Below are 15,537 nucleotides of genomic sequence, written 5' to 3'. Positions count from 1 at the left end.
CCCACGCAGAGCGTGGGAACGATCCATGTCAGCGGTTATTTGGCCGCCCAGGAGTTGAAGCGCTGCTCCAGTTGCTCACCGTTGTCAGCCCAGAAGCTGACGTCGATCTGCACCTGGTTGGCGATGTTTTCCGGGGTGGTCGGCATGTCTTTCAGGACATCCTTGGCCAGCAACGGCACAGCCTGGGTATTGGCCGGGCCGTAGGCGATGTTTTCCGAGTAGGTCTTCTGCTGCTGCGGTGCAACCGAGAAGGCGATGAATTTCTTCGCCGCTTCGGCGCGGGTCTTGTCCAGGCCGCGCGGGATGGCCCAGGCGTCGAAGTCGTAGATGCCGCCGTTCCACACCACTTTCAGGTTGCTTTCTTTCTGTACCGCAGCGATCCGGCCGTTGTAGGCCGAACTCATGACCACGTCACCGGAAGCCAGGTATTGCGGCGGCTGGGCGCCGGCTTCCCACCACTGGATATTCGGCTTGAGCTCGTCGAGCTTCTTGAACGCACGGTCCTGGCCATCCTTGCCGGCCAGCACTTTGTAGACGTCTTTCGGCGCTACGCCGTCGGCCATCAGGGCGAATTCCAGGGTGTACTTGGCACCTTTGCGCAGGCCGCGCTTGCCCGGGAATTGCTTGGTGTCCCAGAAGTCTGCCCAACTGGTCGGCGCGGTCTTCAGTTTGTCGGCGTTGTAGGCCAGCACGGTCGACCACACGAAGAAACCTACGCCGCAAGGCTGGATGGCGCCCTTGACGTAATCTTCGGTCTTGCCGAACAGAGCCGGGTCCAGTTGCTCGAACAGGTCTTCGTCACAACCACGGGACAATTCCGGAGACTCGACTTCCACCAAGTCCCAGGAAACGCTCTTGGTGTCGACCATGGCCTTGACCTTGGCCATTTCGCCGTTGTATTCGCCAGCCACGATCTTGCCATTGCCGGCCGCTTCCCACGGTGCGTAGAAGGCTTTGACCTGAGCCGCCTTGTTCGCCCCGCCGAAAGACACCACGGTCAGGTCCGGGCCCGCCGCCATCGCGCTTGCCGCACCCATCATGCCCAGTGTCAGGGCTGTGAACTTCAGGGATCTCAACATTTATTGTTCTCTCCACGTGCAGGGTTGGTGTTGGTACAGCAGTGGGCGATCAATTCGCCTCTAGAAGGGGATCGAGCGCACGCACATGCTCGACTTGCCAGCCAAGCGGAACCACGTCGCCGACGGCGAGCGCAGGATCGAGCTCGGCAATCGGTTGCTTCACGAAGAAGTCGTTCTTGCCGCAGACTTCCAGGCGAACCCGGACGTGGTCGCCCAGATAGATGAATTCCGCCACCCTCCCTGAGAAGCGGTTGACACATTGTTCGCTGACGCCGTTGAGGCTCACTCGCTCCGGACGGATCGACAGGGTCACCGGCTCGCCGGGCTGACCGACATTCACCGCCAGGGCCTCGACTTTCTCGCCGCGCGCCAGCTCCACCAGACAACGATCGCCGGTGTGGCTGTGCAGGCGACCGTTGAGACGGTTGTTTTCACCGATGAAGTTGGCGACGAAAGTGTTTTTCGGCTCTTCATACAGGGTGCGCGGTGGAGCGATCTGCTGGATTTCGCCCTGGTGGAACACCGCCACACGGTCGGACATGGTCAAGGCTTCGCCCTGGTCGTGGGTCACGTAGACCACGGTCACGCCAAGGCGCTGGTGCAGGTGCTTGATTTCCATCTGCATGTGTTCACGCAATTGCTTGTCCAGCGCCCCCAGGGGTTCGTCCATCAGCACCAACTGCGGCTCGAACACCAGCGCCCGGGCCAGGGCCACCCGTTGTTGCTGGCCGCCGGACAACTGCGCCGGGTAGCGTTGGGCGAAGCTGTCCAACTGGACCATGCTCAAGACACGCTTGACCCGATCGCTCACGTCGCTCTTGTTCAGGCCTCGCACGGTCAGCGGGAAAGCAAGGTTCTCGGCGACAGTCATGTGCGGGAACAAGGCGTAGTTCTGAAACACCATGCCGATGTCGCGCTTGTGCGGCGGCACATTGTTGATCGAGCGCCCGGCCAGCAGGATCTCGCCGGCGGTTGGGGTTTCAAACCCGGCGAGCATCATCAGGCTGGTTGTCTTGCCGGAGCCGGAAGGCCCGAGCAGGGTCAGGAATTCGCCTTTGCGAATGTCCAGGTTGAGGTCTTTGACGATCAGGTTCTCGCCGTCGTAGCTCTTCTGCACACCACGAAAGCTGACCAGCACATCGCTGGTCCCCGCGCTTGAATCGACCTGGCTCATACCCGCACCTTTTGTTTTGATGACTGCTTGTGAATCAAGCCTAGTGGACCCAGGGGTCCGCGCAAATCGGGGCGCAGGAGAGAATCGCCTCAGCCGGATGGAAGAGTCGGGGTAGGGATCGCCCTACAAGGATGGCGGGATTGGGTAAGTGCGGCGGCGCGTTTTAAGCGGCAAGCGGCAAGCAGGGGCAAAAAGCGCTGTCGGGGTGTGTCGCAAATGGATATGCCGACACAAAACCCTGTGGGAGCGGGCTTGCTCGCGAATACGGCGGACAGTCGATACAGATGTAACTGAAGCACCGCATTCGCGAGCAAGCCCGCTCCCACAAGGGGAAACTGCGGTGGGGCTCAGAGCAACTTATGCTCCATCGCATATTTCACCAACTCGGCCAATGAGGTGATGTTGAGTTTCTGCATCAGCCGCGCCTTGTGGGTGCTGATGGTCTTGCTGCTCAGGGCCAGTTGCTGGGCGATGTCGTTGACGTTGGCGCCCTGGGCCAGGCGTTCGAAGACTGAGAATTCACGCTCGGACAGCAGCGAGTGCAGCGGTCGCGTATCCGTCAGGCCGACTTCGAAGACCATGCGGTCGGCCAGGTCCGGGTCGATGTAGCGCCCGCCGGCCGCGACCTTGCGAATCGCCATGAGCAGCAGGGCCGGGTCGCTGTCCTTGGTGGCGTAGCCCGCGGCACCGACCTTCAGGGCACGGGCGGCCATTTGCGCCTCGTCATGCATCGACAGCACCAGGATGGCCGGCGGATTGTTCAACGCACGGATCCGCGGGATCGCCTCGAGGCCGTTGACGCCCGGCATGGAGATATCCAGCAGCACCACTTCGCAGGGCACCTGGCGCAAGGTCTCGAGCAACTGTTCGCCATTGCTCGCCTCTCCCACCACCAGCAGATCCTTGGCCAGGCCAATCAACTGCTTGATGCCTTCGCGGACGATGGTGTGGTCTTCGGCTACCAGTACACGGATCACATTACTCTCCAGATTCAGGATCTCATCGCGAGCTGGCTCGCGATAGCGTCAGCCCAGGCAACCCAAACCATCAGGCCTCATTCAACGGCACCCGCACCGACAGGGTGGTGCCCTCCCCCGGCTCGCTTTCCAGGGTCAACTGTCCACCCATGATCAGTACCCGTTCACGCATGCCGACCAAGCCAAAGGACGTTGGCCGGCTCGTATCGGCAATAAATCCTACACCGTCGTCACTGACAGCCAGACATAAATCAGCGCCTTGCTGAACCAGCGTCAACTCCACAGTATGCGCCTGGGCATGGCGCATCACGTTGGTCAGTGCCTCCTGGAGAATCCGAAACAGACCGATGGCCTTGGCGTCGCTCAGGGGCGGCAGGTTGTCCGGCACCTGCACCAGGCAAGGAATCTGCGTTCGCGCCTCGAAGCGCCGGGCCTGCCATTCGATGGCCGAGGCGATGCCAGCATCCAGGATTGGCGGGCGCAACGCCGTCGCCACGTCCCGCACCAGCTGGAACAACTGAGCAATCAGGCGCTTCATGCTGTTAAGTCGCTCATGCAGGCCCGGGTCGAGTTGCGCGTAGGCCAATTCACACATGGAAGTTTCAAGCTTCAATACCGTCAGCATCTGGCCCAACTCGTCGTGGACCTCCCGGGCAATCCGCGCTTTTTCCTCTTCCCGCACGCTTTCCAGGTGCGCCGACAACTCGCGCAACTGCTCCCGGGAACGGGCCAATTCCAGTTCGATACGCTTGCTGTCGGTGATGTCCCAGACGATACCGTCCCAGACATAGGCGCCATCCTCGAGGCGCCGAGTGATCGCCTTGATCTCGGCCCAACGCTCCTGGCCTTCGCGGGTCAGGATACGGCCCTGCCATGCCCAGTCACTGTCGGTATCCAGCGCCTGGTCCTGGGTGCGGTGGTAATCGGCCTTGTCCTGCGGATGCACCAGACTACGCAGCCCGGTGTCGCTGCGGGCCAGGGTTGCAGGGGAATACCCCACCAGGCTTTCGCTGCCTTCGCTGATGTAGGCAAAGTCGATCTGGCCGGTCACCGGCGCCCGCTCCAGGCGAAAGACCAGGCCCGGCACATTGGCGGCGATGCCTTGCAGCCGCGCCTCGCTTTCGCGCAACGCTGCCAGCGCACGTCGGCGCTCGGTCACATCATTGAGGTAGACCACCAGGTATTCGGCGTCGCGAAAACGCAGGAAGCTCAGGGAAACGTCGGTCGGCAGGATGCTGCCATCGGCTCGCACGCACTCGGTTTCGAAGCTCAGCGGCCCCTCTTCACTGGCCCGGGCGCGCTTCCACAGGTTCAACCAGCGGTCCATGTGCAAGCCCGGCTCGAAGTCGATCAAGGGCCGCTCGATGATGGCGCCCGGGGCATAGCCGAGCATGGTTTCGGCCGCTCGGTTGGCATAACGCACGTGGCTGTCCCAATTGACCCACAGGATGCCGACCGTGCTTTGATCGATGGAGAACTGGGTCAGGCGCAAGGCTTCTTCGCTGGCTGCACGCTGGGCGATGTCCTCCCTCGCGACACGCAGACGGCGCTCCAGTGCGCCTTGCTGGCGGCGCTGCCAGAACACGATGGCGACGCTGCTGAACAGCAGGACCAGGATCAACAGGGTCAGGTTCTGCCAGAAACCCGGGGTCTCGGTCAGGCGCGGGTATTTTGGCTTGAGCCAACGGCTGTGCAGCTGCTCCAGCTCCTTGGCCGGGATTGCCTGCAACCCTCTGTCGATGATTTCTGCCAGCTCCGGCCAGTCCCGGCGTGTGGCAACCCGTAGTAACTGCGGCAGGCCAATGTCGCCCACCACCGCCAGCTCGGCGAATTCGGGTTCGACCATCAACCTGCCCAGTTGCGCCTCGTCGACCACCGCGTACCGGGCCTGCTGGGTCAGCAGCAATTGCAGGGCCTCGCGCTCCATCGGCACGCCTTGCAGGTTCAGCGTCGGGTAGTTGCTGCGCAGGTAATCGGCCGTCGCACTGGGCATGCGCACCGCAACGCGGGCCTGGGCGTCGAGTTTTTCCAACTCCACCCCCTCGGCGCCTTTCTGCGCGCCGACGATCAATTGCGGCACGCGCATGTAGGGATCGGAAAACTGCCAGAGCTTGAGCCCGCCCCGGGATTGGGTCAGGCCCGGAGCGACGTCCACCTCGCCGGCACGCACCGCGGCTTCCAGTTGCGCCACGTCCTGGAAGTTGCGCCAGGTCAGCTCGACGTTCAACGCCTTGCCCAGCCACTGCATCAACTCGACATTGGTGCCGGACAAACGCTGCAAGCGCCGGTCGTATTGCGCATAGGGCGCCTGCAAGACCAGGCCGACCCGCCATTGCGGATGTTGCACCAGCCATTGGCGCTGCCCTGCATTCAATTGCACCCCAGGCGTCGACGGCGCGGGCGCGGCCCACGCCATCAAGGGAAGCCATAAACAGCCGATAACCCACAGGCAGCAAAAACGCATCATTGAAGTCTCACGCACTGACAAATACTGACCAACCCATTAGGCTGCCGGAAATACTTCTGGTCATGGAATATCCGATGCCCTCTGTTTATCGCCTGGCGTTGCCAGCATTGTGCCTATCGCTGATCCTGCCAAGTGCCTTTTCTGTCCAGGCCAGCGAAACGGCCCCCGCCGCCGAGCAACCTGCCGAGGCAAAACCTGTCGAGCGCCAGCCTTTGCTCGAGCGTAGCCAGGAAGAAGCGGCCGCACTTGGACGAGAACTCCCGCCCCAGGAACAGCAACAGTTGCAGACCGGCAGCGACACTTTCCTGGCACTGTGGAAACCGGCCAACACCAGTGATCCCAGAGGCGCGGTCATTATCATCCCCGGTGCCGGCGAAACCGCTGACTGGCCTCAAGTCGTCGGCCCATTACGCAAAAAATTGCCCGATGTTGAATGGAGCAGCCTGAGTATCACCCTGCCGGACCTGCAAAGCGATGTCATCGCACCGCGCGTGGTGGAAGCCGCGCCCGAGACCAAGCCGGCCGATACGGCTGCCGCGGCACCGGACGCGACCACTTCGGCGCCGATCGAACAGGTCGCCGGCGGCGAAGCCGATGCGGTGGATCCGGTCGTTGCGCAAACCGAAGAAGAACATGCCAAGGCCGACGCCGAGCGCATCTTCGCCCGCATTGATGCGGCGCTGGCCTACGCCGAACAGCAAAGCGCACGCCGTATCGTGCTGCTGGGCCATGGCACCGGCGCCTATTGGGCCGCACGTTACTTGAGTGAAAAGCAGCCTTCGCAAGTCGAACGCTTCGTGATGGTAACTGCGCAGACTCCGATCACTGCCAAGCCCGGCCTGGCCGAACTGACCCCGACCTTGAAACTGGCGACCGCCGATATTTTCTACATGGACAAACCGCTGGATCGCAACGCGGCGCTGGAGCGCTTGCAGGCGAGCAAACGCTTGAAAGGTTCGACCTTCAGCCAGGTGTCCCTCAAGGCCCTGCCGAACCCGGCGGCGGAGCAGGAGCAGCTGTTTCGTCGGGTTCGGGGTTGGTTGAATCCGCAGAAGGTGGGGGAGTAAGGCTTACTGCTGGCCAAGCCGAAGACTGACTTTGTGGCGAGGGGATTTATCCCCGCTGGGTTGCGCAGCAACCCTAAAACCCGCGCAACAACACAATCTGATAGCGAGCGCTGCGCACTCGAGCGGGGATAAATCCCCTCGCCACAATAAATCCCCTCGCCACAGTTTTTCCCCTCCTTATCTACTGTTATCCCTTCTAGCGAAAATCCCGCCGCTCGCGAATCAACCGATAGGCGTTATGCAGCTCTCGGGTTTTGTCGGTGGCTTCACGCACCTGCAAGGCCGTCGCCCCGCTGCCGGCAATCTTGTCCGGGTGATGGCGGCTGAGCAGTCGCCGGTAAGCCCGCTTGATCTGCGACGGTTCGCTGGTGGCCGAAACCCCCAGCAAGCGCAAGGCCTCCTGATAGGTCACGCCGGCGTTGGGCCGCGACAGTTTCTGCGGTTCATAATCAGCCGCCAGCGCCTGGACCTGTTGCGGCGTCCAGCCCAACCAGCGGCCCCATTGGGCAACCAGTTCCCGCTCGCCGACACCGGCACGCCCATCGGCCCAGACCATCCGCCAACAGGCGCGCAATACCCCTTCAGCCGCATGGGGCTGGACGGCCAGGCGACGCATATAACCGCGCAACCGATCGTTTCCGGACTTGCCCCGGTTGAACGCCGCGATCGCCCGGCGCTGCGCCGATTCACTCAAGTCCAACGCCCGCATCTCCTGGCGAGCCTGCTGGATGTGGCCATCGACCACGCGCCCATCGCATTTGGCCAGACGCCCGAGCAATACAAACAACAACTCATCGTTGCGCAACGCCGGGCGCCCGCCCAGCCGTTCGCGTATTTGCGCCCAGCCCTGCAAGTTCAGGCGCCGGTCCAGCGCCTGCCCCAACAACGCGCCAAGCATGGCCCCCGGAATGCTGGCGATGGCAAAGCCCGCCCCGGCTCCAATCAGAGTCCCTGGCCACCACATATCAACCGCTCGCTTCTATCAAGGTTTCGACCTGCGCCAACCGTTCATGGGTGCCGACATCGACCCAATGCCCTTTCAGGTGCTCGCCACTGACGCTCCCCTCGGCCATGGCCGTGCGCAACAGCGGTGCGAGCTTGAAGGCACCGCCTGTGCAACCGTCGAACAACCGTGGGTGCAGGACGGCGATGCCGCTATAGGTCAGGTTGTCGGCAGGCGTTCGCCCATCGTGAACTTTTCCGTCGGCCAGAATGAAATCGCCGTTCGGGTGATGCTCCGGATTATCGACAAGCACCAGGTGCGCCAGCCCTTTGAGCGGCCTGCGCAACGCGCTGAAATCGTAGTCGGTCCAGATATCGCCATTGACCACCACAAACGCGTCATCGCCCAGCAACGGCAAGGCCCGGAAAATCCCTCCCCCGGTCTCCAGCGGCTCGCCTTCAGGTGAAAACCGAATGCTCACGCCAAAACCCGAACCGTCCCCCAGGTGATCTTCGATCTGCTGGCCGAGCCAGGCGTGATTGATCACGATCTCGCTGAACCCGGCCTTGGCGAGCGCCCGCAAGTGGTATTCGATCAAGGGAACGCCACCCACGCGAATCAACGGCTTTGGCGTGGTGAGGGTCAGGGGGCGCATGCGCTCGCCCTTGCCCGCCGCCAGGATCATTGCCTTCATGCCGTTGCTCCGGCCGACTGCCGCAGGCTGCCAAGCAGCTCATCGAGCGGTGCCAGTTCAGGACGCCGGGCAATGACCGCTTCTATATAAGCAAAGAAACGCGGCACATCGCCGAGGTAACGAGGTTTGCCATCACGGTGGCAAATGCGCGCGAAGATCCCGATGACCTTGAGGTGACGCTGCACGCCCATCAAGTCGCTGGCCCGCAGGAAATCCTCGAGATCGGGCTGGACAGGAATGCCAAGGGCGCCTGCCTGCTGCCAGTAACGCTCCAGCCAGCCGCGCACACGCGCCTCGGGCCAACTGAGGAAGGCATCCTTGAACAGGCAGGTCACGTCGTAGGTCACCGGGCCATAGACCGCATCCTGAAAGTCCAGCACACCGGGGTTCGGTGCGCTGAGCATCAGGTTGCGCGGCATGTAGTCGCGGTGCACCAGCACTTTGGGCTGAGCCAGGGCGCTGTCGATCAACAGCTCGCTGGCCTGTTGCCAGAGTTGCTGCTGGGCCGGATCGAATTCGATGCCCAGCTCGCGCTTGACGTACCACTCGGGAAACAATTCCAGCTCCCGACGCAGCAACGCGACATCGTAGCTCGGCAACGGCGCGACCATTGGCAGTTGCTGGAAAGCCAACAAGGCTTGCAAGGCATCGCCGAATAAATCGTCGGCATTTTCGCTGTCGATCACGTCCAGGTAGGTCTGATTGCCCAGGTCATTGAGCAAAAGAAAGCCGCGTTCAAGGTCTTCAGCATAAATTTTCGGCACGTTGATGCCGGATTTAGCCAATAAAAAAGCAATATCCACGAAGGGTTTGCAGTTTTCCTGGGGCGGTGGCGCATCCATTACGATCAAACTGCGGCCCTCGCCTTCCCAGCGGAAATACCGCCGGAAACTCGCGTCACTGCTGGCGGCGGTCAACGTGGCCGGGGGTACGGTGCCCCAGCCCTGTTGAGTGAAAAGGATCGGCAGCTGTTCATCGAGCCAAACTTTCAGGTGTTGCAAGCGTACATCTTGGTCGGGCATTGCAAGGGTCTCCGACGGCGCTAGCCGTCAAGCGGGTCATGCTTTATTATCCAGCATCTTTTTCAGACCATCGAGAGGCGTGCGGCCCACACCGCGGGCAGATGGCACGCAGGAAGCCCGGACTAATAAGATGGCATTGAAATCCCCCGCGTTTCGTAAAAAATTTCCGTTGCTGGTCACCGGCAGTCTGCTGGCCCTGCAACCCCTGGCCTCTTCATTCGTCGTCGCGGCGCAGCAGTATGACTGCTCCGTCTCCGCTTCGGGTGCCTGGGACTGTGCGCCCAAGACGCCGGCCGCCGCGTTGCCGCCACGCCCCGTGCATGACGGCAGTGCGGTTTCCGACAGCGGCGCGGCGCCAGCCGACAGCAGCTCGGGCGAGGAAGCCGGCGAAAAGCCGATGCTCGTTACCGAAGCCAAGGGCCGCGGCCTGAAGTCGCGCAGTGCAGACTACAGCCACCTGGATTGGGTTCCACGCGAGAACCTCACCCCGGCGCAACTGGCTGAAACCGGTCCTTACTGCGCCGGTGCCTATATCGAGCCAACGCGTCCTGGCATGAATGACAAGACCGCCAAGAGCGATGCGCCCACGTTCCTCGGTGCCAAGGCTTCACGCTATCAGCAGGAAGAACAGGTGGCGACCCTGGCCGGTGACGTGGTCATGCGCCAGGGCAGCATGCAGGTCGAGGCCGACGAGGCCAGCCTGTACCAGGCCGAGAACCGTGGCGAGCTGAGCGGCAACGTACGGGTTCGCGACAACGGTGCGCTGATCGTCGGCGACCATGCCGATGTACAGCTGGACACCGGCGAAGCCAAGGTCGACAACGCCGAATACGTGATGCACAAATCGCGCATCCGCGGTAACGCGCTGTACGCCAAGCGTGCCGAGAACGCGATCATCCGCCTCAAGGACGGTACGTACACCACGTGCGAACCGGGCAGCAACGCCTGGACGCTCAAGGGCAACAACATCACCCTGAACCCGGCCACCGGCTTCGGCACCGCGACCAACGTGACGCTGCGCGTCAAGGACTTCCCGGTCCTGTACACGCCGTACATCTACTTCCCGATCGACGACCGTCGCCAGTCCGGCTTCCTGCCGCCGACCATCGGCAGCGGCAGCGACACCGGCTTCCTGCTGGTCACCCCGTACTACTTCAACCTGGCGCCGAACTACGACGCCACGTTGTACCCACGCTACATGAGCAAGCGCGGCCTGTTGATGGAAGGCGAGTTCCGCTACCTGACCAAGTCCAGCGAAGGTCAGTTCGGCGCGGCGTACCTCAACGATGAAGATGATGAGCGCAGCGGGCAGAGCGATTACGACAAGACCCGCTACATGTACAACTGGCAGCACAAGGGCGGCCTCGATTCCCGCGTGCTGACAGAAGTCGACTACACCAAGATCAGCGATCCGTACTATTTCCAGGATCTTGAAAGCGATCAGATTGGTATCGAGTCCAATGATTACGTCAATCAGCAAGGCGCAGTCAGCTATCGCGGCGACAGCTACACGGCGCGGGTGAATGCCCAGGCCTACCAGATGGCAACGATTTCGAAGATCACCCCTTACAACCGCTTGCCTCAGATCACCTTCATCGGTGAGCTGCCGCAACACCCGTATGGACTGGACCTCGCCTACAAAACAGAGCTGGTGCGGTTCGATCGTGATCTGCGGACCGGCGCCTACACTGACGAAGACGGTAACTCCGAGCCAAGGCTGGACTCCAACGTTCGCGGACTGGCACGGGCCAACGGTACTCGCCTGAATCTGGCGCCGGTAATGAGCCTGCCGATGGAAGCCACCTACGGCTTCATCACGCCGTCGCTCAAATACCAATACACCCAATACGATTTGGATCTGGACGGCACTGGCAAATCCCAGATCGCCGCGCAATCCGCCGAGACGGATCGTCTGCGTGGCACGTACAGCGGCAGCCAGAGCCGCGGCGTCCCAATCGCCAGCATCGATAGCGGCCTGTATTTCGACCGTGATACCCAGTGGTTCGGCACCAACTATCGCCAAACTCTGGAACCACGCCTGTTCTATCTCTACGTACCTGAGAAAGACCAGAGCGATATCCCTGTGTTCGACACCGGTGAGTACACCTTCAGCTACTCCTCGCTGTTCCGTGACAATCGTTTTTCGGGCTCCGACCGTGTCGGCGACGAGAACAAACTGTCGCTGGGCATAACCAGCCGCTGGATCCAAGAAAACGGTTTCGAACGCCAGCGCATCAGCGTCGGCCAGGCCTTGTACTTCAAGGATCGCGAAGTCCAGTTGCCGGGCATCGACTTCAATACGCGCGAAGACGCCAAATCGGATGTATCGCCTTACGCCCTGGAATATGAGTTCCGCTGGAACCGCGATTGGCGCACCACGGCTACCTACAACTGGGACCCGGACACTCGCAGCCCTCGCTCGGGTAGCGCGATGTTCCACTACCAGCCTGAAGACAACCCGAACAAGGTCATCAACGCCGGTTATCGCTATCGCAACGACCAGGTCCGTTACGACCAGACTACGGGTCAATGGTCCGTGGGCGGTGGCGACTACGGTACGCCTGGCCAGCCTGGCTACGTGAAGGACTACTACAAGATCCAGCAGCACGACTTCTCGGTCATCTGGCCGATCGTGCCGCAGTGGAACGCGATCAGCCGCTGGCAGTATGACTACAACCGCAACCGTACCCTGGAAGCCTTCGGTGGTTTCGAATACGACAACTGCTGCTGGAAATTGCGCCTGATCAACCGTTACTGGGTCGACTACGAAGAGTTCAGTCAAGCCGCCCCGGAAAACGAAAAAGGCGACCACGGCGTCTTCCTCCAAATTGTTCTGAAGGGACTCGGCGGCCTTACCGGCGCCAAGGTAGAGAGCTTCCTCGACAAAGGCATCCAAGGTTATCGTGAACGTGAAGACCAAGCTTTCTGATTGTCTGCGCCCGCTGATGCTGGGCGCGCTGTTCCTGGGTACCGCGGCCAACGCCGCGGTACAGCCCATCGACAAGGTCGTGGCCATCGTCGACAACGACGTGGTCATGCAGAGCCAGCTGGACCAGCGCGTCCATGAAGTGCAGCAAACCATCGCCAAGCGCGGCGGTGGCCTGCCGCCTCCGGGTGTGTTGGACCAGCAAGTGCTCGAGCGCCTGATCGTCGAAAACCTGCAACTGCAGATCGGCGAGCGTTCCGGCATTCGCATTACCGATGAAGAACTGAACCAGGCTGTCGGCACCATTGCCCAGCGCAATAACATGAGCATCGACCAGTTCCGCGCCGCCCTGGCTCGCGACGGCCTCTCCTACGAGGACGCCCGCGATCAGATCCGTCGCGAAATGGTCATCAGCCGTGTGCGCCAGCGCCGTGTCGCCGAACGCATCCAGGTGTCGGAGCAGGAAGTGAAGAATTTCCTCGCCTCCGACCTGGGCAAGATGCAGCTTTCCGAAGAGCTGCACCTGGCGAACATCCTGATTCCTACTCCGGAAAGCGCCAACTCCGAAGCCATCCAGAGCGCTTATCGCCAGGCAATGGATGTCTACCAGCAGCTCAAGCAAGGCGCTGATTTCGGCCAGATGGCCATTGCCAAGTCGGGCAGCGACAACGCCCTGGAAGGCGGCGACATGGGCTGGCGCAAGCCCGCTCAACTGCCGCCTCCGTTCGACCGTGAACTGAGCGCCATGGCCGTGGGCGACATCACCCAGCCAGCACGCACCCCAGGCGGCTTCATTATCCTGAAAGTGCTGGAAAAACGCGGTGGCGGAACCCAGGTCCGTGACGAAGTGCATGTTCGCCACATCCTGATCAAGCCAAGCGAGATTCGCAGCGAAGCCGAGACCAAGCGCCTGGCGGAAAAACTCTACGACCGCATCGAAGCGGGCGAGGACTTCGCCGAACTGGCGAAGAGTTTCTCCGAAGACCCGGGGTCGGCCCTCAACGGCGGTGATCTGAACTGGGTTGACCCGAATGCACTGGTTCCCGAGTTCCGCCAGGTCATGGCCGATACGCCGCAAGGCCAACTGTCCAAGCCGTTCAAGAGCCCGTATGGCTGGCACGTACTGGAAGTCCTTGGCCGTCGCGCCACCGACAGCACCACCCAGGCACGCGAACAGCAGGCGATGACCGTATTGCGCAACCGCAAGTACGACGAAGAGCTGCAAACCTGGCTGCGTCAGATTCGCGACGAAGCCTACGTTGAAATCAAACTTCCTGGTGCAGACCAGGCAGCGCAGTGAAACCCAAGCGTTTCGCGCTGACACCCGGCGAACCAGCCGGCATCGGTCCCGACCTGTGCCTGCTGCTCGCCTCGCACCCCCAGCCGCACCCTCTGATTGCCATCACCAGTCGCGACCTGCTCCTTGAACGGGCCGCGCAACTGGGGGTGGTCGTCGACCTGTTGCCAGTGACACCGCAGGCCTGGCCGGATGCTCCGGCACCCGCCAACAGCCTGTATGTCTGGGATACGCCCTTGGGCGCCCCGGTCGTCACCGGGCAGTTGGACAAGGCCAACGCCGCGTTCGTCCTGCAAACCCTGACCCGCGCTGGCCAAGGCTGCCTGGACGGAACGTTCGCCGGCATGATCACCGCACCGGTGCACAAGGGCGTGATCAATGAATCCGGGATTGCCTTTTCCGGACACACCGAATTCCTGGCGGACCTGACCCACACCGCGCAAGTGGTGATGATGCTCGCCACCCGCGGCCTGCGTGTGGCCCTGGTGACCACTCACCTGCCCTTGCGGGACATCGCCGACGCCATCACCCCGGAACGCCTGGAGCGGGTCACGCGTATCCTGCACGCCGACCTCCAGGCAAAATTCGGCATCGCCCGGCCACGCATCCTGGTCTGCGGGCTCAACCCCCATGCCGGCGAAGGCGGTCACCTGGGCCGTGAAGAAATCGACATCATCGAACCCACTTTGGAGCGCTTGCGCAGCGAGGGCATGGACCTGCGTGGCCCGCTGCCTGCCGACACTCTGTTTACCCCCAAATATCTGGAGCACTGCGATGCGGTGCTGGCGATGTACCACGACCAGGGCCTGCCCGTGCTGAAGTACAAAGGCTTCGGCGCGGCAGTCAACGTGACGTTGGGGCTGCCGATCATCCGTACCTCCGTGGACCATGGCACCGCCCTGGACCTGGCCGGCAGCGGCAAGATCGATACCGGCAGCCTGCAGGTCGCCCTGGAAACCGCCTACCAGATGGCCGAGACCCATTTATGACCGAGCAATACCAACACCGCGCGCGCAAGCGCTTCGGCCAGAACTTCCTGCATGATGCCGGCGTGATCGATCGCATCCTGCGCTCCATCCGGGCCAAGCCCGACGACCGCCTGCTGGAAATCGGGCCGGGCCAGGGCGCCCTGACCGAGGGCCTGCTCGACAGCGGCGCGCAACTGGACGTGGTGGAACTGGACAAGGACCTGGTCCCGATCCTCAACCAACAGTTCGCCGGCAAGAGCAATTTCAACCTGCACCAGGGCGACGCATTGAAGTTCGACTTCAATAGCCTGAATGCCGCGCCGAACAGCCTGCGGGTGGTGGGAAACCTGCCGTACAACATCTCCACACCGCTGATCTTCCATCTGCTGAGCAACGCCAGCCTGATCCGCGACATGCACTTCATGTTGCAGAAAGAAGTGGTCGAGCGCCTCGCCGCCGGCCCTGGCGGTGGCGATTGGGGCCGCCTGTCGATCATGGTCCAGTACCATTGCCGGGTCGAACACCTGTTCAACGTCGGCCCGGGGGCATTCAACCCGCCGCCGAAAGTCGATTCGGCCATCGTCCGCCTGGTACCTCATGCCGTCCTGCCGCACCCGGCCAAGGATCATCGCCTACTGGAGCGGGTGGTGCGCGAAGCGTTCAACCAACGCCGCAAAACCTTGCGCAACACCTTGAAACTATTGCTCAGCAGCGCCGAAATCGAAGCCGCCGGCGTCGACGGCAGCCTGCGCCCCGAGCAGCTGGACCTGGCAGCTTTCGTACGCCTGGCCGACAAGCTCAGCGAACAGGTCGCTCCGCAAGCCGACGCCAGCTGAACGGGTGACAAGCGCTATCGGGCAGTACGCCAGTCTGGTCTACTACCCGATACTTGGCCTAGACTGATCTCCTGAGTCGCGCCCGCG

General features: G+C 62.0%; 12 protein-coding genes. 5 read left to right on the top strand and 7 right to left on the bottom strand.

Features of this window, described 5'->3' with window-relative positions:
- Positions 1-35: 35 nt before the first annotated feature.
- The 4 genes from BLP82_RS15855 to BLP82_RS15840 form a co-directional block, all read right to left on the bottom strand.
- Positions 36-1,079, bottom strand: a complete 1,044-nt coding sequence (locus tag BLP82_RS15855) for an ABC transporter substrate-binding protein (protein WP_092169709.1) — start codon at positions 1,077-1,079, stop codon at positions 36-38.
- Between the two features lie 49 nt (positions 1,080-1,128).
- Positions 1,129-2,253 carry an ABC transporter ATP-binding protein gene (locus BLP82_RS15850; protein WP_092169705.1) on the bottom strand — a complete coding sequence of 375 codons (1,125 nt, stop codon included), beginning with the start codon at positions 2,251-2,253 and terminating at the stop codon, positions 1,129-1,131.
- A 347-nt stretch (positions 2,254-2,600) separates the two neighbouring features.
- Positions 2,601-3,230 (bottom strand): response regulator, encoded by a 630-nt coding sequence (locus tag BLP82_RS15845; protein ID WP_060740366.1) that lies wholly within the window; start codon positions 3,228-3,230, stop codon positions 2,601-2,603.
- 70 nt (positions 3,231-3,300) lie between these two features.
- Complete coding sequence (locus BLP82_RS15840) at positions 3,301-5,697, bottom strand: PAS domain-containing sensor histidine kinase (RefSeq protein ID WP_092169700.1); 2,397 nt, start codon at positions 5,695-5,697, stop codon at positions 3,301-3,303.
- A gap of 74 nt (positions 5,698-5,771) precedes the next feature.
- Here BLP82_RS15840 and BLP82_RS15835 point away from each other — a divergent pair, with 74 nt between their 5' ends.
- Positions 5,772-6,764, top strand: coding sequence for an alpha/beta hydrolase family protein (locus tag BLP82_RS15835; RefSeq protein ID WP_092169696.1), 993 nt, complete (start codon positions 5,772-5,774; stop codon positions 6,762-6,764).
- A gap of 196 nt (positions 6,765-6,960) precedes the next feature.
- On the opposite strand, the gene BLP82_RS15830 is transcribed toward BLP82_RS15835, so the two are convergent.
- From BLP82_RS15830 to BLP82_RS15820, 3 genes are read right to left on the bottom strand one after another with little or no spacing between them, the layout of a single operon-like run.
- Positions 6,961-7,728: a TerB family tellurite resistance protein gene (locus BLP82_RS15830; protein WP_092169691.1), complete on the bottom strand. Its 768-nt coding sequence runs from the start codon at positions 7,726-7,728 to the stop codon at positions 6,961-6,963.
- A 1-nt stretch (position 7,729) separates the two neighbouring features.
- On the bottom strand, positions 7,730-8,401 hold the full coding sequence (gene murU, locus BLP82_RS15825; RefSeq protein WP_092169686.1) for an N-acetylmuramate alpha-1-phosphate uridylyltransferase MurU: 672 nt from the start codon (positions 8,399-8,401) through the stop codon (positions 7,730-7,732).
- Entirely contained in the window at positions 8,398-9,423 is a 1,026-nt protein-coding gene (locus tag BLP82_RS15820) for an aminoglycoside phosphotransferase family protein (protein WP_092169681.1), read from the bottom strand. Before BLP82_RS15820 ends, murU begins: the two co-directional genes overlap by 4 nt.
- A 130-nt stretch (positions 9,424-9,553) precedes the next feature.
- Here BLP82_RS15820 and BLP82_RS15815 point away from each other — a divergent pair, with 130 nt between their 5' ends.
- The 4 genes from BLP82_RS15815 to rsmA are packed head-to-tail and all read left to right on the top strand — an operon-like array spanning position 9,554 to position 15,450.
- Positions 9,554-12,352, top strand: a complete 2,799-nt coding sequence (locus tag BLP82_RS15815) for an LPS-assembly protein LptD (protein ID WP_092169677.1) — start codon at positions 9,554-9,556, stop codon at positions 12,350-12,352.
- Entirely contained in the window at positions 12,333-13,649 is a 1,317-nt protein-coding gene (gene surA / locus BLP82_RS15810; protein WP_139197862.1) for a peptidylprolyl isomerase SurA, read from the top strand. Before BLP82_RS15815 ends, surA begins: the two co-directional genes overlap by 20 nt.
- Positions 13,646-14,635, top strand: a complete 990-nt coding sequence (gene pdxA, locus BLP82_RS15805; protein WP_092169668.1) for a 4-hydroxythreonine-4-phosphate dehydrogenase PdxA — start codon at positions 13,646-13,648, stop codon at positions 14,633-14,635. The genes surA and pdxA overlap by 4 nt, the downstream gene beginning before the upstream one ends.
- The gene (gene rsmA, locus BLP82_RS15800; protein ID WP_060740358.1) at positions 14,632-15,450 is read left to right on the top strand and encodes a 16S rRNA (adenine(1518)-N(6)/adenine(1519)-N(6))-dimethyltransferase RsmA; all 819 of its coding nucleotides are present in this window, start codon (positions 14,632-14,634) and stop codon (positions 15,448-15,450) included. Before pdxA ends, rsmA begins: the two co-directional genes overlap by 4 nt.
- Positions 15,451-15,537: the final 87 nt, after the last annotated feature.

The sequence above is a fragment of the Pseudomonas sp. NFACC37-1 genome, from assembly GCF_900101575.1.
GTDB classification, from domain to species: domain Bacteria; phylum Pseudomonadota; class Gammaproteobacteria; order Pseudomonadales; family Pseudomonadaceae; genus Aquipseudomonas; species Aquipseudomonas fluorescens_AA.
Note: the sequence above shows the minus strand (reverse complement) of the source record. Positions and strands in the feature narration are given on the sequence as shown.